At 63.2% G+C, this 17,840-nt stretch carries 14 protein-coding genes and 1 pseudogene; 12 read left to right on the top strand and 3 right to left on the bottom strand.

Going from position 1 to position 17,840, the window contains the following annotated elements:
• From WCB02_RS29500 to WCB02_RS29465, 8 genes are all read left to right on the top strand, one after another.
• Positions 1-842 (top strand): 2-oxo acid dehydrogenase subunit E2 (locus WCB02_RS29500; RefSeq protein ID WP_423963417.1); only part of this gene is annotated, 842 nt, incomplete at its 5' end.
• 17 nt (positions 843-859) lie between these two features.
• On the top strand, positions 860-1,036 hold the full coding sequence (locus tag WCB02_RS29495; protein ID WP_423963415.1) for a hypothetical protein: 177 nt from the start codon (positions 860-862) through the stop codon (positions 1,034-1,036).
• Positions 1,037-1,094: 58 nt separating this feature from the next.
• Positions 1,095-2,513 carry a dihydrolipoyl dehydrogenase gene (gene lpdA / locus WCB02_RS29490; RefSeq protein ID WP_423963413.1) on the top strand — a complete coding sequence of 473 codons (1,419 nt, stop codon included), beginning with the start codon at positions 1,095-1,097 and terminating at the stop codon, positions 2,511-2,513.
• 19 nt (positions 2,514-2,532) lie between these two features.
• Complete coding sequence (locus WCB02_RS29485) at positions 2,533-3,777, top strand: threonine synthase (RefSeq protein WP_423963410.1); 1,245 nt, start codon at positions 2,533-2,535, stop codon at positions 3,775-3,777.
• Positions 3,778-3,805: 28 nt separating this feature from the next.
• Positions 3,806-4,774: a tripartite tricarboxylate transporter substrate binding protein BugD gene (locus tag WCB02_RS29480; protein ID WP_423963408.1), complete on the top strand. Its 969-nt coding sequence runs from the start codon at positions 3,806-3,808 to the stop codon at positions 4,772-4,774.
• 231 nt (positions 4,775-5,005) lie between these two features.
• Positions 5,006-6,175, top strand: a complete 1,170-nt coding sequence (locus tag WCB02_RS29475; RefSeq protein WP_423963419.1) for a methyl-accepting chemotaxis protein — start codon at positions 5,006-5,008, stop codon at positions 6,173-6,175.
• 640 nt (positions 6,176-6,815) lie between these two features.
• The gene (gene ilvD / locus WCB02_RS29470) at positions 6,816-8,540 is read left to right on the top strand and encodes a dihydroxy-acid dehydratase (protein WP_423963406.1); all 1,725 of its coding nucleotides are present in this window, start codon (positions 6,816-6,818) and stop codon (positions 8,538-8,540) included.
• Complete coding sequence (locus tag WCB02_RS29465; RefSeq protein ID WP_423963404.1) at positions 8,527-9,348, top strand: tetratricopeptide repeat protein; 822 nt, start codon at positions 8,527-8,529, stop codon at positions 9,346-9,348. The genes ilvD and WCB02_RS29465 overlap by 14 nt, the downstream gene beginning before the upstream one ends.
• Positions 9,349-9,390: 42 nt before the next feature.
• On the opposite strand, the gene WCB02_RS29460 is transcribed toward WCB02_RS29465, so the two are convergent.
• The gene (locus tag WCB02_RS29460; RefSeq protein WP_423963402.1) at positions 9,391-9,882 is read right to left on the bottom strand and encodes a GNAT family N-acetyltransferase; all 492 of its coding nucleotides are present in this window, start codon (positions 9,880-9,882) and stop codon (positions 9,391-9,393) included.
• Positions 9,879-10,670 carry an exodeoxyribonuclease III gene (xth, locus tag WCB02_RS29455; protein ID WP_423963399.1) on the bottom strand — a complete coding sequence of 264 codons (792 nt, stop codon included), beginning with the start codon at positions 10,668-10,670 and terminating at the stop codon, positions 9,879-9,881. Before xth ends, WCB02_RS29460 begins: the two co-directional genes overlap by 4 nt.
• A gap of 211 nt (positions 10,671-10,881) precedes the next feature.
• Here xth and WCB02_RS29450 point away from each other — a divergent pair, with 211 nt between their 5' ends.
• The gene (locus tag WCB02_RS29450; RefSeq protein ID WP_423963396.1) at positions 10,882-13,182 is read left to right on the top strand and encodes an ATP-binding protein; all 2,301 of its coding nucleotides are present in this window, start codon (positions 10,882-10,884) and stop codon (positions 13,180-13,182) included.
• Between the two features lie 19 nt (positions 13,183-13,201).
• On the opposite strand, the gene erpA is transcribed toward WCB02_RS29450, so the two are convergent.
• On the bottom strand, positions 13,202-13,531 hold the full coding sequence (erpA, locus tag WCB02_RS29445) for an iron-sulfur cluster insertion protein ErpA (RefSeq protein ID WP_423963392.1): 330 nt from the start codon (positions 13,529-13,531) through the stop codon (positions 13,202-13,204).
• A 152-nt stretch (positions 13,532-13,683) separates the two neighbouring features.
• Here erpA and WCB02_RS29440 point away from each other — a divergent pair, with 152 nt between their 5' ends.
• The 3 genes and pseudogenes from WCB02_RS29440 to WCB02_RS29430 form a co-directional block, all read left to right on the top strand.
• The gene (locus WCB02_RS29440; protein ID WP_423963390.1) at positions 13,684-14,880 is read left to right on the top strand and encodes a deoxyguanosinetriphosphate triphosphohydrolase; all 1,197 of its coding nucleotides are present in this window, start codon (positions 13,684-13,686) and stop codon (positions 14,878-14,880) included.
• Between the two features lie 9 nt (positions 14,881-14,889).
• Positions 14,890-16,686 (top strand): arginine--tRNA ligase, encoded by a 1,797-nt coding sequence (gene argS / locus WCB02_RS29435; protein WP_423963388.1) that lies wholly within the window; start codon positions 14,890-14,892, stop codon positions 16,684-16,686.
• Positions 16,687-17,126: 440 nt separating this feature from the next.
• A pseudogene (locus tag WCB02_RS29430) lies at positions 17,127-17,840 on the top strand (SPOR domain-containing protein); the annotation flags it as partial.

Here is a 17,840-nt window from a genome sequence, read left to right as displayed (position 1 = left end):
ACGGGCGCATCATCGCCCGCGACGTCGACGAGGCGAAATCCGGCAAGGGGCTGAAGGCACCGGCCGCGGCACCGTCCGCCGGACCCGCGCTGGCTCCGTCGATGTCGGACAAGCAGGTCCTCGCGCTGTTCGAGCCGGGAAGCTACGAAATCGTGCCGCATGACGGTATGCGCCGCACCATTGCGCAGAGACTGACCGCGGCGATCCAGACCATTCCGCACTTCTATCTCACGATCGACTGCGACATCGGCAAGCTGATCACCGCGCGCGAGGAGATCAACAAGTCGGCGCCGACCGACAAGGACAAGAAGCCGCTCTACAAGCTCTCGGTCAACGACTTCGTCATCAAGGCGATGGCGGTCGCGCTGCAGCGGATTCCCGATTGCAATGTGAGCTGGACCGAAGGCGGTATGGTCAAGCACAAGCATTCCGACATCGGCGTTGCCGTCGCGATGCCTGGCGGGTTGATCACGCCGATCATCCGCAAAGCCGAGACCAAGTCGCTGTCGACCATCTCCAGCGAGATGAAGGATTTTGCCGCGCGCGCGCGCGCCCGCAAGCTCAAGCCCGAGGAATACCAGGGCGGCACCACCGCGGTGTCCAATCTCGGCATGTACGGCATCAACCACTTCACCGCCGTGATCAACCCGCCGCATGCCACGATCCTGGCGGTGGGTACCAGCGACGAACGGCCGGTGGTGCGCAGCGGCAAGATCGAGATCGCGCAGATGATGAGCGTAACCTTATCCTGCGATCACCGCGCGATCGACGGCGCGCTGGGCGCCGAGCTGATCGGCGCGTTCAAGATGCTGATCGAGAACCCCGTGATGATGATGGTGTAGCGCCCGAGGCGGCCCGCATGCACCGCGTGATCGCAGGTTGTGATTTCCTGCTGGCGCTCTATCTTTCTTTTCGGTGGTCGGTGCTCGCCGCAGAGTCGGGCGAAGACGCGTTGGCATCCGTCCTCTGGCTGCCGTGGTTGGCTGTATATGGCGCTTCGGCGCCCTCGCTGCGGCGATGCTGTCTCATCACCTGATACTAAGAAGCTTTGGCGCACGGTCGCCTGCAAAATGGATCTGATCTGAGGAGCCGCAATGGCCGACACTTCCTTCGACGTCATCATCATCGGCTCAGGGCCTGGCGGCTATGTCACCGCGATCCGCTCGGCACAACTCGGGCTCAAGACCGCGATCGTCGAGAAATCCTATCTTGGCGGCATCTGCTTGAACTGGGGCTGCATCCCGACCAAGGCGCTGCTGCGCTCGGCGGAAATCTATCACTACATGCAGCATGCCAAGGATTACGGCTTGTCGGCGGAGAAGGTCTCCTACGACGCCAAGGCCGTGGTACAGCGCTCGCGCGGCGTCTCCAAGCGCCTCAACGACGGCGTCGGCTTTCTGATGAAGAAGAACAAGGTCCCGGTGATCTGGGGCAAGGCCGCAATCGACGCGCCCGGCAAGATCACGGTGACCAAATCCGACGCCGAAGCGCCGAAGGGCGCGCTGGGCGAGGGCGTCTATCAGGCCAAGCACATCATTGTCGCGACCGGCGCGCGGCCGCGCGTGCTGCCGGGCCTCGAACCCGACAAGAAGCTGATCTGGACCTATTTCGAGGCGATGGTGCCGGAGCGGATTCCGAAGTCGCTGCTGGTGATCGGCTCCGGCGCGATCGGCATCGAGTTCGCATCCTTCTTTCACACCATGGGTTCTGAGGTGACGGTGGTCGAGGTGCTGCCGCAAATCCTGCCCGCCGAGGACGCGGAGATCGCCGGGCTGGCGCGCAAGCGTTTCGAGAAACAGGGCATCAAAATCCTCAGCAATACCGGGGTGACCAAGCTGGAGAAGAAGAGCGACAGCGTTGTTGCGACCATCGACGATGGCAAGGCGCCGCACACGGCCGAGTTCGAAAGGGTGATTTCCGCCGTCGGCGTGGTCGGCAACATCGAAAACCTCGGGCTTGAAAAGCTCGGGGTCAAGACCGATCGCGGCTGCGTCGTGATCGACGGTCATTGCAAGACCAATGTGCCCGGCATCTATGCGATCGGCGACGTCGCAGGGCCGCCAATGCTGGCGCACAAGGCCGAGCATGAGGGCGTGGTCTGCGTCGAGGCGATCAAGGGCCTCGATCCTCACCCGATGGACAGGAATCTCATTCCCGGCTGCACCTATTGCAATCCACAAATCGCCTCCGTCGGCCTGACCGAAGCCAGGGCGAAGGAAGGCGGCCGCGAGGTCCGCGTCGGCCGCTTCCCGTTCGTCGGCAACGGCAAGGCGATCGCGCTGGGCGAGGACCAGGGGCTGGTCAAGGTGATCTTCGACAAGAAGACCGGACAACTGCTGGGTGCACACATGATCGGCTCCGAAGTGACCGAACTGATCCAGGGCTACGTCGTGGCCATGAATCTGGAGACGACGGAGGAAGAGTTGATGCACACCATCTTCCCGCATCCGACCTTGTCGGAGATGATGAAGGAAGCGGTGCTCGACGCCTATGGCCGTGTATTGAACATCTAGATCTGGAAGGGCCACCTCAGTGAAAGACAATGACAATCTGACGATCGAACGTCCGACATTCGTGACCCATCTCGAATGTGCCATGGAAGGCGATCATTATCCCGCCGACCAGATTCACAATCTCTCCAAGGCCGGCAAGCCGCTGCTGGTCCGTTATGATCTTGCAGGCGTGAAGAAGGCGCTGACCAAGGACGCGCTGGCGCAGCGGCCCGCCGATCTGTGGCGCTACCGCGAGATGCTGCCGGTGCGCAAATGCGCCGACATTGTCAGCCTCGGTGAGGTCATGACGCCGCTGATCAGGCTGCCGAGGCTCGCCAGGAAACTCGGCGGGGCCGCCGAGATCATCGTCAAGGACGAAGGGCGCTTGCCGACCGGCTCCTTCAAGGCCCGCGGCCTCGTGATGGCGGTGTCGATGGGAAAGGCGCTCGGAATCAAGCACATGGCGATGCCGACCAACGGCAACGCCGGCGCGGCGCTCGCGGCCTATGCGACGAGTTGCGGCATCAAGACCACGATCTTCTGTCCCGCCGATACGCCCGAAGTGAATGTCAGCGAGATCGAGCTGCAGGGCGCCACCGTCTATCGCGTCAACGGCCTGATCGACGATTGCGGCAAGATCGTCGGCGAGGGCAAGGCCAAGGCCGGCTGGTTCGACACCTCGACCCTGAAGGAGCCCTACCGAATCGAGGGCAAGAAAACGATGGGGCTGGAGCTCGCGGAGCAACTCGGCTGGGATGTGCCCGACGTGATCTTCTATCCGACCGGCGGCGGCACCGGCCTGATCGGCATGTGGAAAGCGTTCGCCGAACTGGAAGCGATCGGCTTCATCGGTTCCAAGCGTCCGCGCATGGTGGCGGTGCAGGCGGCGGGCTGCGCACCGATGGTGCGCGCGTTCGAGAATGGCACGGAGCATGCGCCGCGCTGGGAGGACGCCCACACCATTGCTTCCGGCATCCGCGTGCCGCAGGCGATCGGAGATTTTCTGATCCTGCGCGCCGTGCGCGAGAGCAAAGGCTTCGCGATCGCGGTTTCCGATGAGAAGATCGCTGCTGCGCTCAACGACGTCGCGCGAGATGAGGGCCTGCTGTTGTGTCCCGAGGGGGCTGCGACCTATGCAGCCTATCAACAAAGTCTGGCCGATGGCCGCGTCAACAAGAGCGATCGCGTCATGCTGTTCAATTGTGCGACCGGCCTGAAATATCCGCTGCCGCCGGTAACGCGCACGCTTGATCGCCATCAGCCGATCGATTACGCCAAACTGTAGGATGTGTGGGGACTTCGCGGAGGTTGTGATGCGAACATTATTGGCGGCGTTGCTCGCCTTGATTGTGTTCGGCGGCCGCGCGCACGCTGACCAGTTTCCTTCGCATCCGATCACCATCGTGGTCCCGTTCGCCGCCGGCGGACCATCGGACGCGATGGCCCGGATTCTCGGGGATCGCATGAAGACGACGCTCGGTCAGGCCATCCTGATCGAGAACGTCACGGGCGCGGGCGGTTCGATCGGCGTCGGCCGCGTCGTGCATGCAACCCCGGATGGTTATACGGTCAGCTTCGGCCACCTCGGCACCCACGTCGCAAATGGCGCGGTCTACAAGCTGCCTTACGATCTCGTGACGGATCTGGAGCCGGTGGTACTGCTGCCGAGCAACCCGATGATCATCGTCAGCACCAACGCGGTGCCGGCGAAATCGCTACCAGAATTGATTGCGTGGCTGAAGAACAGGCCTCAGCCGGCCACGGCCGGCACGGCCGGCGCCGGATCCGGCAGCCACATCGCCGGCCTCTATTTCGAGAACACGGCCGGCATCAAGCTGCAATATGTGCCCTATCGCGGCACGGCTCCGGCACTCAACGATCTGGTCGCCGGCCAGATCGAGGTCATGGTCGATCAGACCGCCAACTCCATCACCCAGGTGCGCGCCGGCGCGATTCGCGCCTATGCGGTCACCGGTGACAAGCGGGTCGAGTCCGCGCCGGAGATTCCGACCACCGACGAAGCAGGGCTGCCGGCATTTCACATGACGCTGTGGTCGGGCTTGTGGGTGCCCAAGGGCACGCCGCAGGACATCGTCACGAAGCTCAACGCCGCCGCGATCGATGCGATGAACGATTCTGAAGTGCGCAAAAAGCTCGAAAACCTGGGGTTGCAGATGCCGCCGACGGATCAGTTGACCCCGGACGCGCTCGGCGCGTGGCAACGGTCGGAGATTGCCAAATGGTGGCCTATGATCAAGGCCGCTGATCTCAAGCTCGAATAGACCTTGGACGATCGCTGGCCCGTAATTGTACGGCCCGGAAATCAACGTAATGTCTTAAGCAATTGGAGACCATGTTCAGCGCCATCGGTCCGGAACATTTTGGGGGCGCAGGACGTGTTCAAGAATCTCTTTGTCGACAGCGATCTTGTCAGCAAGGCCGAGTGGCTCGACACCCTCGTGCAGCACTGCGGAATCGGTCTATGGGATGCCGTGTTCCATGAAGGCGACGCCATGCATCCGAAGGCGCGCTGGACCTGGTCCAGCGAATTCCGCCGTCTGCTCGGTTTCAGGACCGTTGGTGAATTTCCGGACGTGGTCCAGTCATGGTCCGACCGGCTGCATCCAGACGATGCCGCAGCCACGTTCGCAGCATTCGGGGCGACCTGCGCGTCTGGCAAAGGCTACGACGTCAAATACCGTCTGAAGATCAAGAGCGGCGAATATCGCTGGTTCAGGGCCACCGGCGGCGTTGTGCTCGGCGAGAATCGCAAGCCGCGCCGGGCCTGCGGCTCGCTGGTCGATATTCACGATGCCGTCAGACTCGAAGAAGAAAGAAAGCAGGTGCTCGTGAAGCTTGCCAATGACTTCGAGGCCGTCATCGGCAAGATCGTCGAGGCGGTGTCCTCCGCCTCCAACGACCTGGAAAGCTCGGCCGGGACCCTGACCTCGACCGCAGAGCGTTCGAGAGAACTCGCGGCAAGGGTGTCGTCGGCGTCGGGTGAGGCTTCGGCCAACGTGCAGTCGGTGGCATCGGCCACCGATGAATTGGCGTCCTCGGTGAACGAAATCGGCCGCCAGGTCCAGGAATCCTCCCGCATTGCCGGCGAAGCCGTCGGCCAGGCGCGCAAGACCAACGATCGCGTCAGCGAACTCGCCAAGGCTGCGTCCCGTATCGGCGATGTCGTCGAACTGATCAACACGATCGCGGGCCAGACCAATCTGTTGGCCCTGAATGCGACCATCGAGGCAGCCCGGGCCGGCGAGGCCGGACGGGGCTTCGCGGTGGTCGCGTCGGAGGTCAAGGCGCTCGCCGAGCAGACCGCGAAGGCGACCGGAGAGATCAGCCAGCAGATCAACGGCATCCAGTCCGCCACGGGTGATTCGGTCTCCGCGATCAAGGAGATCGGCGACACCATCGGGAAGATGTCGGAAATCGCCGCAACCATCGCGTCGGCCGTGCAGGAGCAGGAAGCGGCCACGCGGGAAATCTCCCGCAACGTGCAGCAGGCGGCGGATGGCACGACCCGGGTCAGTTCAAACATTGGCGACGTCGAGCGCGAATCCGGGGCAACCGGAGCGGCCTCGACGAAAGTGTTGTCGGCGGCGCGCTCGCTCTCGGGCGAAAGCAGCCGTCTCAGGCTTGAAGTCGGCAAATTCCTGCAGTCGGTGAGGGCGGCATAGCCCTTGATTTTGTGGCGGGACAGAACTCATGACCCGATGACAAGGCCCGGCTCAAACGGTCTGCCACCCGACCGGATCTTGCCGAAACGGCCGCGTTGATGAGCTGCCTCGATCTTGTGATCATCGTGGGACACCAGCGCTGCCCATTTGGCTGGCGGCTCCCGGCCGCCCACCGGCATTCTGTTGTCGCCGACCCCAGACTACCGCTGGTTGCTATTTCACGGGAGCGCCCTGTGTCCGACGGGGCGGTTTGAAAGCGCATTTGACCACTCGATGGTGTTGAATGAACGGGGCGTCAAGCCGCCAGGGCTGATCGTCGCCAGACAGCGTCCCCCTCCAGCTGATGAATCTCTGGCCCAGCGGGCCACTGTGTGATCTACCTTTGATTGTGCTTCCAGATGCGCACGTCCATCTGGTCAAGAATGGTTGCCGTCCCGCCACGATTGTTGCGAGGTCGCAACACTCGTCGAACATTCCGCCGCCATTTGGGCCTGGTTCCCCTCCGCGCCGCTTTTTGGCCACACCCCTCCGTGAAATAATTGCCTATGAGCCGACGTTCATTGCACGCGTAAGAGGCAAATCCTGTCTGAGGTTTGATCTTCTGTGTCTGTTGGGCGTTGTCGGGGAACAGGTTCGCGCGATGGACGCCAAGACCAACATCAAGACGAGGTTGCCGAGCCGTCACGTGACGGAAGGGCCCGAGCGGGCTCCGCACCGGTCGTACCTCTATGCGATGGGGCTGACGACGGAGCAGATTCATCAGCCATTCGTCGGCGTGGCGTCATGCTGGAATGAGGCTGCCCCCTGTAACATCGCCCTGATGCGCCAGGCCCAGGCGGTCAAGAAGGGTGTGGCGGCGGCCGGCGGAACGCCGCGCGAGTTCTGCACCATCACGGTCACCGATGGTATCGCCATGGGGCATGATGGGATGCGCTCCTCACTGCCGTCGCGCGAATGCATTGCCGATTCCGTGGAATTGACCATCCGCGGCCACGCCTATGACGCGCTGGTCGGTCTTGCCGGCTGCGACAAATCGCTGCCCGGCATGATGATGGCGATGTTGCGCCTCAACGTGCCCTCGATCTTCATTTATGGCGGCTCGATCCTGCCAGGTAATTTCCGCGGCCAGCAGGTCACGGTGCAGGACATGTTCGAGGCCGTTGGCAAGCATTCAGTCGGCGAGATGTCCGATGCCGATCTCGACGAGATTGAACGCGTGGCCTGTCCATCGGCTGGCGCATGCGGCGCACAATTCACTGCCAACACCATGGCGACCGTGTCCGAGGCGATCGGGCTCGCGCTGCCCTATTCGGCGGGGGCTCCCGCGCCCTACGAGATCCGGGATTCCTTCTGCACGACCGCAGGCGAGAAGGTCATGGAGCTCATCGCCTCCAATATCCGGCCGCGCGACATCGTCACCCGGCTCGCGCTGGAAAATGCCGCCGCCGTGGTCGCGGCTTCCGGCGGTTCGACTAATGCTGCGCTGCACTTGCCTGCGATCGCGCATGAGGCGGGTATCAAATTCGATCTGTTCGACGTGGCAGAAATCTTCAAAAAGACACCGTATATCGCGGATTTGAAGCCCGGTGGCCGTTATGTCGCCAAAGACATGTTTGAAGCTGGTGGCATACCGCTTCTGATGAAGACACTGCTCGATAATGGCCATTTGCACGGCGACTGCTTGACGGTCACCGGCCGGACGATTGCAGAAAATCTCAAAGGGGTGAAATGGAATCCGCACCAGGACGTGGTGCGGCCTGCTGACAAGCCGATCACCATCACCGGTGGCGTCGTCGGCTTGAAAGGTAATCTTGCGCCCGAAGGCGCGATCGTGAAGGTCGCGGGCATGTCGAATTTGAAATTTTCAGGACCGGCTCGCTGTTTCGACCGGGAAGAGGACGCCTTCGAGGCGGTGCAGAAGCGGACCTACCAGGAAGGCGAGGTCCTCGTCATCCGCTACGAGGGACCGCGCGGCGGGCCCGGCATGCGGGAGATGCTCTCCACCACGGCGGCGCTGACCGGGCAGGGCATGGGCGGCAAGATCGCACTTATCACCGATGGACGGTTTTCGGGCGCCACCCGCGGCTTCTGCATCGGCCATGTCGGGCCGGAGGCTGCGGTAGGTGGACCGATCGGGCTCCTCAGGGACGGGGACATCATCGAGATCGATGCTGTCGAGGGCACACTTAACGTAAAATTGAGCGAGGCGGAAATCGCCGAACGCAAGACCAAATGGAAGCCGCGCGAGACCAACCATACGTCGGGCGCGCTCTGGAAATATGCCCAACAGGTTGGGCCGGCTGTGGCTGGGGCCGTAACCCACCCGGGTGGTGCGCACGAGAAGCAGTGTTATGCGAACATTTGAGCGTATCATTCTTGCGTTGATGTTGGGGAGCGCGCCGCTGGCTGCACCGGCGTTGGCCTTTGACGGCGCCCCGGTCAATCAGGAGCAACCGATCGCCGGCATGTCCGCGCAGGCGGGATCGACCGGCGCGCTGAAAAAGCCCGTCCAGCCGGCAGCTACTCCAGACAATTCGCTGACTGCCCTGCAATATGCCGCAGACGATGGTCATCCTTTCGCGCAGTGGAAGCTTGGCCGCATGTATGCCGATGGCAACGGCGTCGCCCATGACGACCTGCGCGCCTTCGAATATTTCAGCCGCATCGCCAATGCGCACGCCGAAGACAGCCCCTCGGCACCGCAAGCGGCGATCGTCGCCAACGCTTTTGTCGCTCTCGGGCGCTACTACCTGACCGGCATTCCAAATTCGAAGATCAAATCCGATCCGGATCGGGCGCGGGAGATGTTTTCCTACGCGGCGTCCTATTTCGGCAACGCCGATGCGCAATACGATCTGGCGCGGCTCTATCTGGCAGCCCCTGACGCGTCGCGCGATGATTTCACCTATGGCGCGCGCTGGCTTGGGCTTGCCGCCCAGAAGGGCCAGCATCAGGCTCAGGCGTTGCTCGGTCAGATGCTGTTCAACGGCGAGCGGCTGCCGCGGCAGCCTGCACGTGGCCTGATGTGGCTGACATTGGCGCGGGACAGCGCCGGGCCGGACGAGACCTGGATCAAGGAAAGCTACAACCGCGCGATCGCCAGCTCCACGGCGGACGACCGCGCCATGGCGCTGCAGATGCTCGAGCATTGGGTGCAGGGCCGCCGGGATTGATTGCCCGGCCAGTTTTTCCGGCCAGATCTCGATGATCGCAGATCAGGCGCTTGCTGTGATCGGCTTTGACATCGGATAGCCGGCGCTGGTTCCGAAATGTCCGCGCGGCGGCCCTTCATCGACATAGCCGCGCGACAGATAGAAGCGATGCGCGGTTTCCGTGCTGGTCAATGTGCAGCGCGCGTTGCCGCGCGCGGCGGCCCGTGCTTCCAGGGCGGCCAGCAGGGCGCTGGAGACACCCTGAAACCGCGCTTCCGGCGCGACATAATTCAGGGTGATCTCCCCGGAATCCCTGACTGATCCCACGGCGAGCACGGCGTCGCCATCGACGGCGACCAGCGGCGAATTTCCCTCTTCCTTTGCCCAGCCAACAACGATGTCGGGCCGCTTGTTGCGCAACCATCGTTCCAGCATCATCCGATCGTCATGATGATCGGCCCCACATAGTTGCGCGATCGATTGCCTCATGATCTCACAGGCCGCGCCGGCATCTTGGGCTCTCGCGTCCCGGATCTGGACGTGACGGCCGCTCACGTCGTCTCCAGATCCAGGTCCGCCCATACCGGGACGTGGTCGGACGGCTTCTCCCAGGCCCGAACGTAGCTGTCGATGCCGACATCGCTCAGCCGGTCGCTCGCCTGCGGCGACAGCAGGAGATGATCGATACGCAGCCCCCAGTTCTTCTGCCAGGCGCCGGCCTGGTAGTCCCAGAAGGTGTACTGGCCGGGCGCGTCGGTGACGGCGCGGACCGCGTCGGTGAGGCCGAGACCGAGCAGCGATTGAAAGCTCTCGCGGGTGCTGGGGCGGAACAGCGCGTCATTGACCCAGGCAGGCGGATTATAGACGTCGTCGGCGCTCGGGATGACGTTGAAGTCGCCAGCCAGCACCAGCGGCTCCTCCGCCTTGAGCCGCTCCCGTGAATACTCAAGGAGTCGTGACATCCATTTGAGTTTATAGGGGTATTTGTCGGTATTCGCTGGGTTGCCATTGGGCAGATAGAGGCAAGCGATCCGGAGCACGCCGTGCTTCAGCGTCACCACGCCCTCCAGGAAGCGCGCATGGGCGTCCTCGTCATCGCCGGCAAGGCCCGACCTGGTCTCGTCGAACTTCAGCTTCGACAGCAGGGCTACGCCGTTGAATGTCTTCTGGCCGTGGGTGACCACGTTGTAGCCGAGCGCTTCGAGCTCAAGGCGCGGAAACGCCTCATCGGTACACTTGATCTCCTGGAGGCAGACGATATCCGGCGAGCAATCCTTCAACCAGGTCATCAGATGCTCGAGCCGCTGGCGGATCGAATTGACGTTCCAGGTGGCAATGCGCATCGAAATCCCCGACTGACCCCAACCAAGGCTGTGTTAGACCAAGCGAGCCAGGTGACCGTCAAGGCAGCTCATGACCTGTCCAGGGCAATCCGCCGTGACGGTATTTGAATGCTCTCCGTACTATAACGGAGCCGCAAATTGGCGCAAATTAACGTGCCGTAAGCGCGCTGTGCCCCATCCCATGATGTTGAAGGGGAAGGTCCGCGCGGCAATGATTTGGTCCAGTGAATGGTCGACAAAGCGGATCGCGCAGCACGGTCGGCTCGGCGTATTTCTGCTTTGGCTCAGCGGCTTCGTGGCCCATGCGAGGCCGGACGACGAACCGCTCGGCGAGCGCGAGATGCGCCGTATCCGGGGCCAGCAAGTCGATGCGGCGGCACAGCTCACGCCGATCACCATGACCATCAACCTGGCCAACGTCGCGGTCGTCCTGGGCGTCTTCTGGAACACCGGCACGAATGGCTTTCTGGCGGTCTGGGCGCTGCTGGTCGCGACCGTAGCCGTGCTCGCGGTTCGTTCATGGCTGCGCTCGCGGCGCAGACAACTGAAGGAAGCTTCCGAGCGAGCTCTGCGGCACATGGTGCTGCAGGCATTTCTGCTGGCGGCGATCTGGGGCGCCTTGCCGATCGTCCTGTTCTATCGGGTCGAGCCCATGGACCAGTTGATCATCACCTGCCTGATGGCCGGCATGATCTCGGGGGGCGCCTTCTCGCTATCGACCTATCCGCGTGCCGGCCTGACTTTCATGTGGACAATAACGATCGCCTGCGCGATCGCGCTGCTGCGCTGCGGGACCGCGCCCTTTGCTGTCATGGCGGTTTTTCTGTTCCTGTTCGCGATATTCATGTCGCGCAATGTGGTGGCCCATGGCAGTCTGTTCTTCGACAATCTGAAGGCGCAATTGCAACTCGAGCGGCAGACCGAGATCATTTCCCTGCTGCTCAAGGATTTTCAGGAAAATGCCAGCGATTGGCTGTGGCAGACCGATGCCGAGGGCCGGCTGATTCATGTCCCGCAACGCTTTGCCGACGTGGCGCAGATTCCGCTGCAGCTCCTGAAGGGCGCCCATTTCAGCGACGTGCTGGAGACGCTTTGCAAGGGCGAGGCGACGGCGGCCACCAACATTGCTGGTTTGATGGAGCAGCACGAACCGCTGCATGATATCAGTCTTCCCGTGATCGCAGGGGGCGAGTCCCGGCTTTGGTCGCTGACGGCCAAGCCAGCGCGCGATAATGGCGGTCAATTCCTCGGCTATCGTGGCGTCGGGCGCGACGTGACCGAACGCTTCCGTGCCGAACGTGCCGAGGCGGAGAACCGGGCCAAGTCGGGCTTCCTCGCGGTCATGAGCCATGAAATACGCACCCCCATGAACGGCGTGCTCGGACTGGCAAGCATGCTGCTCGAGACCAAGCTCGATGCGGAGCAGCGTGAAGCGGTCGTGACCATTCGCGAGTCCGGCGACAATTTGCAGCGCATCCTCAATGACATTCTGGATCTTTCCAAGCTGGAGGCCGGCCGCTTCGAATTCGAGGCGATCGACTTTTCACCCCTGGCCCTGGTCGAGGCTGTCGCGGCGGTGGTCCGCAGCAGCGCAACCGGCAGGGGATTGACGGTGCGGATCGATCTCGATCCGAAACTGCCGCCGACGCTGCGAGGCGACGTTGCGAGGATCCGTCAGGTTCTGCTCAACCTTGCCTCCAACGCGGTGAAGTTCACTGAACGCGGCGAGGTGACGATCGGGGTCACCTGCCAGTCGCGCGGCGAGTTGTTGGCGAGACTGGACTGGCGTGTCAGTGACACCGGCATCGGCATTGCGCCGGACCAGGTCGACCGTCTGTTCACCGATTTTTCCCAGGCCGACGGTTCGATCAGCCGCAGGTTCGGCGGGACTGGTCTCGGCCTTGCCATCTGCCGCCGCATCATCGAGCAGATGGGCGGCAGCATCGCCGTCACGTCTTCGCCCGGCGAGGGCTCGACATTCAGCTTTAGCTTGTCGTTGCCGTGGAGCGACAAGGCGATATCGGATCAGCGTGTCGACCGCGTCGGGGCAGACGATCTGAAGGCCCGCATCGCGGCGCTCGGCCGCCCGTTGCGGGTTCTGATCGCGGAAGACGATGCCACCAACCGGATGGTGGTCTCCAAGATGTTGCGGGAGTTCGCGCTGGAGACGCGGATCGTACCCGACGGCCTGCAGGCCGTGCAAGCCGCGTGCGATGGCGAATACGACATGGTGCTGATGGATGTGCGGATGCCGGAAATGGATGGTTTGACCGCAACCAGGACGATCCGCACCCGCGGCGGCCGCCTGGCATCACTACCGATCATTGCCTTGACCGCAAACGCCTTTGCCGACGACGTGAAAATGTGTCGGGACGCGGGTATGTCGGATTTCCTGGCCAAACCGCTGCGCAAGCCGTCACTGGTGGCGGCCATGCTGCGCGCCATCGGACGCAATTCCGCGCCTCCAGCGTCCGCCGATTCGGAGCCGGCCAATTCGGCCCTGGTCGCCTGACGGCGCGGCCGCTGCTGCGTCAGACCGAAAAACTGGTGCCGCAGCCACACGACGCGGTGGCGTTGGGATTGTGCACGCGGAATGAGGCCCCGATCAGGTCGTCGACGAAATCGACCTCGGAGCCGGCCAGAAACGGCGCCGAAGCGGGGTCGACCAGCACCACCGCGTGATCACGCTCGATGACGAGGTCGTCCTCGGTCCGGGCATGGTCGACGTCGAATTTATACTGAAAGCCCGAACAGCCGCCGCCCTCCACCGAGATGCGCAGCATGGCGCCATCACCCTCGTTCTTGAGGATTTGCCCGATTCGGCGGGCAGCGCGCTCGCTGATGGTGACGGGGGCAGTCATGGCCAATCATCTCCTGCAAATCATCTCTTGCTTGCCAGCTGATATCGGCCAGCTTGCGCCCAATTCATTTGGTATCGGGCGACCAATCATAGTTAAGTGCACAAGCCCCGGGAATCAAACCTTTAAGGGATCAACCCATCGTGTCGGTTGGAATGGCTGCCCCCCGCGCCCCCTACGCCTGCGATCCGGATTTCAGCCGCGGACGGTTGTTTTTGGAGCCGCCGAGCCGGACCCGCAGTCCGTTCCGCCGGGATTGCGACCGGGTCATCCATTCGACCGCTTTCCGTCGCCTGAAGCACAAGACCCAGGTCTTCATCTTTCACGAAGGCGATCATTACCGGACCAGGCTGACCCACTCGCTGGAAGTGGCACAGATCGCCCGCGCGCTGGCGCGCCAGCTCGGGCTCGATGAGGATCTGACCGAAACGCTCGCGCTCGCCCATGACCTCGGCCATCCGCCGTTCGGGCATGCCGGTGAGCGGGCGCTGGATGCCTGCCTGAAAGTCCATGGCGGTTTCGACCACAACGCACAGACGCTGCGCGTCCTCACCGCGCTGGAACATCGCTATCCTGATTTCGACGGGCTCAATTTGAGTTGGGAAGCCCTCGAGGGCGTCGTCAAGCACAATGGTCCGTTGTGCGAGCGCGACGGCACGCCGCTTGGCGGCTATCGCGAGAGCGGTATTCCCGCCGGCATTCGCGAGTTTGACGCGGTCTACGACCTGCAACTCTGGAGCTTCGCGTCGTTGGAAGCGCAGGCGGCGGCGATTGCCGACGACATCGCCTACGATGCCCACGATATCGACGACGGGCTGCGCGCCGGCCTGTTCGAGGTCGACGACCTCAAGGTCGTACCTTTGACGGCCGACATGATCGCGGCGATCGACCGGGCCTATCCCAGCCTTGATGAGGCCCGGCGCGGGGCCGAACTGGTGCGCGGCCTGATCTCCTACCTGATCGGCTCGGTGATTTCGGAAGCCGGCAAACGCCTGGAGATTGCTCAGCCGAGGTCGGTCGACGAGGTCCGGCGCTACGGGGATCAGCTGATCTCGTTTTCGCCCGCGGTCGCTGAAGCCGAGGCCGGCATCAAGGCGTTCCTGAAACTGCGGATGTACCGGCATCAGTGGGTGATGCGCGTCATGGGCGATGCCGAAAAGATCGTGCGCGATCTCTTCGGCCGCTACCTGGATGACGGGCAGACCCTGCCGGCCGAATGGCGCGAGGGCGCCGAGCCCGAGTCCGCCCCCGCACGCGCCCGGCGGATCGGCAATTTCATCGCCGGAATGACCGATCGTTTCGCCCTCATGGAACATCACAGGCTTTTTGACTCGACCCCGGAATTGCGTTAGGCGGCGCCCATGGTCGACAAGCCCGCCCCGCTCCATCTCTTCGCCGACGTGCTCGCACGCGTGCACGCGATCTGCGCCGCGCTGGCCGCCGAAGGCAACTGGCCTGCGGGGATCGATTTTGCGCGGGTCGTGGTCGAGCCGCCGCGCGATTCCGGGCATGGCGACATGGCGACCAATGCCGCGATGGTGTTGGCCAAGGAGGCGAAGAGAAAGCCGCGCGAACTCGCGGAGGCGATCGCCGCCCGCCTGCGCGCGGATCAACTGATCGCCGCCGTCGACGTCGCCGGACCCGGCTTCATCAATCTCACTTTGCAGCCGTCGGCCTGGGCGGAGGCGCTGCGCACCGTGCTGCGCGAGGGCGATAAGTATGGCCGGCTGGTGTCGCCCGCGAGCGCCAAGGTCAACGTCGAATATGTCTCGGCCAATCCGACCGGCCCGATGCATGTCGGCCACTGCCGGGGTGCGGTCTTCGGCGATGCGCTGTGCAGCCTGCTTCAGTTCGCCGGCCACGACGTCACGCGGGAATATTACATCAACGACGCCGGTGCGCAGGTCGACGTGCTCGCGCGCTCGGCCTACCTGCGCTATCTTGAGGCGCTCGGCGAAGAGATCGGCACGATTCCGGAAGGGCTTTATCCCGGCGACTATCTGAAGCCGGTGGGGCAGGCGCTTGCAGCCGAACATGGCGACGCCCTCCGCGCAATGCCGGAAACCCGATGGCTGCCGATCGTGCGGGCCAAGGCCATCGCGATGATGATGGACGAGATCAAGGGTGATCTCGCCGCGCTCAACATCAAGCACGATGTGTTCTTCTCCGAGCGCTCGCTGATCGAGGGTGGCAACAACAAGGTCGCCGAGACGATCGACTTCCTGCGCGCGCGCGGCGATATCTATGAAGGTCGGCTGCCGCCGCCGAAGGGCGGCCCGCTTGAGGACTACGAGGATCGGATCCAGACGCTGTTCCGCGCCACCGCCTATGGCGACGATGTCGATCGTCCGCTGATCAAGTCGGACGGTTCCTACACCTATTTCGCCTCCGACATCGCCAACCACAAGAACAAGTTCGACCGCGGCTTCGCTGATCTGATCGACGTGTTCGGCGCCGATCACGGCGGCTATATCAAGCGCATGCAGGCGGCGGTGAAGGCCGTCACCGCCGGCCAGGCCACGCTCGATGTCAAGGTCGTGCAGCTCGTCAGGCTGTTGCGCAAAGGCGAGCCGGTCAAGATGTCGAAACGCTCCGGCGATTTCGTCACCTTGCGCGAAGTGGTCGACGAGGTCGGCAAGGATGCCGTCCGCTTCATGATGCTCTACCGCAAGAACGACGCGGTGCTCGATTTCGACCTCGCCAAGGTGATCGACGAGTCGAAAGAAAACCCGGTCTATTACGTGCAATACGGCCATGCGCGCGGCCACTCGATCTTCCGCAACGCCCGGGAAGAGGTGCTTGCCGACCTGCCGCAAGACGGCGCCGCGCGGCTGGCTTACCTCGCAGCCGCCCCGGTCGAGCGGCTGACCGACCCGGCCGAACTCGATCTGCTCAAGCGGCTGGCGCTCTATCCTCGGCTGATCGAGAGCGCAGCGGCAGGCCACGAGCCGCACCGAATAGCTTTTTACCTCTATGATTTAGCTAGCGAATTTCATGCGCTCTGGACGAAGGGGCGGGATATGCCCTATTTACGCTTCATTATCAATAATGATGCAGCAATGACCAAGGCGCGACTGGCGATGGTCCAGGCTGTCGTCTTGGTTCTGGCATCTGGGCTCGCCATCTTGGGCGTCCAAGCTCCAGACGAGATGCGATAGTCTGGACGAGGACGGGGGAGTCTGGAACAATTGCCGCCCTGATGGGGGTGGCGGCCGGCACGGGCCGACTCGCCTATAACGTTGGATGGGGGCGACTTTCCCAAAGGGATCAATTCATCGTCATGGCTGACCGATACCAGGACAGAGCTTTCCCCGCCGGCGCTCACGATCGCGGCGGCGACCAGCGTGGGCCGCAACGGAGCGAGAACGATCCGTTGGCCGAACTCGCTCGCCTGATCGGTCAGACCGATCCGTTCGGCAATCAAGGCAGAGGTAATTCGCCGGCGCAGCCGCGTCCAGCGCCGCACGAGCAATACGAGCGGCCGGCTGAAGATGAGCAGGCTCCTGTGGCCAATCCGCCACCCTGGATGCATCGCTCGAACGCAAGGGAAATGCCGAGAGAGGCTCCTCCCGGTCAGCAAGAAGAGGAGCAGGGTTACATGGCTTCATCACGTCCGCCGCTTCGCTATGGCGGCCAACCAGCTGCGCCCGATCGGGATTATCCGCATGACGAGCCTGCCTTCGCCGAGGCGGAGGACGAGCTCGATCCTGCACGCTATGACGATGCGCTGTTTGGGCAGCTCGATGCCGGCGCGCAGGATCTTCAGCGTGAGCCGGCTTATCCGGATGATCCCTACGCCTATCAGGATGGTTATGACGAGGAAGAGGACGAGGAAGAGCGGGGCGGAAAGCGCCGTGGCGGCCTCGTCGCGGTTGTCGCCATACTGGTGCTGGCCGTCGTCGGCGTGGGCGGCGCTTACGCCTATCGCAGCTTCGTCGGATCGGGCCATAGCGGCGAACCGCCGATCATCCGGGCCGATAACAGCCCGACCAAGATCATGCCGGCGCAACCGGACAGCTCCAAAGTGCCGGATCGCCTGGCAAGCAGCGACGGGACCGAGCAGATTGTTCCCCGTGAGGAGGCACCGGTCGATGTCAACGCCAGTTCGGGCGGTCCCCGGGTGGTGTTTCCGTCGTTGAACCAGAACGCCAATCCGCCGACGCCCTCGAGCGTTGCGCCCGGCACGCCCCCGGTCGCCAGCAGCGGCGGCACCGGGATACCGAACAACGGCACGTTGCCGAGCGGCCAGCCGCGCCCGATCAAGACCTTCTCCGTGCGTGGCGACCAGTCGGACGGCGCGGCGCCACCTGCC

The organism is Bradyrhizobium sp. (assembly GCF_049581145.1).
GTDB lineage: Bacteria > Pseudomonadota > Alphaproteobacteria > Rhizobiales > Xanthobacteraceae > Bradyrhizobium.
Note: the sequence above shows the minus strand (reverse complement) of the source record. Positions and strands in the feature narration are given on the sequence as shown.

Coding starts and splice junctions, on each gene's coding strand:
- WCB02_RS29440 (WP_423963390.1), top strand. CDS start 13,684: ATGGCTGCCCCCCGCGCCCCCTACGCCTGCGATCCGGATTTCAGCCGC.
- lpdA (WP_423963413.1), top strand. CDS start 1,095: ATGGCCGACACTTCCTTCGACGTCATCATCATCGGCTCAGGGCCTGGC.
- WCB02_RS29475 (WP_423963419.1), top strand. CDS start 5,006: ATGCATCCGAAGGCGCGCTGGACCTGGTCCAGCGAATTCCGCCGTCTG.
- WCB02_RS29480 (WP_423963408.1), top strand. CDS start 3,806: ATGCGAACATTATTGGCGGCGTTGCTCGCCTTGATTGTGTTCGGCGGC.
- erpA (WP_423963392.1), bottom strand. CDS start 13,531: ATGACTGCCCCCGTCACCATCAGCGAGCGCGCTGCCCGCCGAATCGGG.
- WCB02_RS29495 (WP_423963415.1), top strand. CDS start 860: ATGCACCGCGTGATCGCAGGTTGTGATTTCCTGCTGGCGCTCTATCTT.
- WCB02_RS29450 (WP_423963396.1), top strand. CDS start 10,882: ATGATTTGGTCCAGTGAATGGTCGACAAAGCGGATCGCGCAGCACGGT.
- ilvD (WP_423963406.1), top strand. CDS start 6,816: ATGGACGCCAAGACCAACATCAAGACGAGGTTGCCGAGCCGTCACGTG.
- xth (WP_423963399.1), bottom strand. CDS start 10,670: ATGCGCATTGCCACCTGGAACGTCAATTCGATCCGCCAGCGGCTCGAG.
- WCB02_RS29465 (WP_423963404.1), top strand. CDS start 8,527: ATGCGAACATTTGAGCGTATCATTCTTGCGTTGATGTTGGGGAGCGCG.
- argS (WP_423963388.1), top strand. CDS start 14,890: ATGGTCGACAAGCCCGCCCCGCTCCATCTCTTCGCCGACGTGCTCGCA.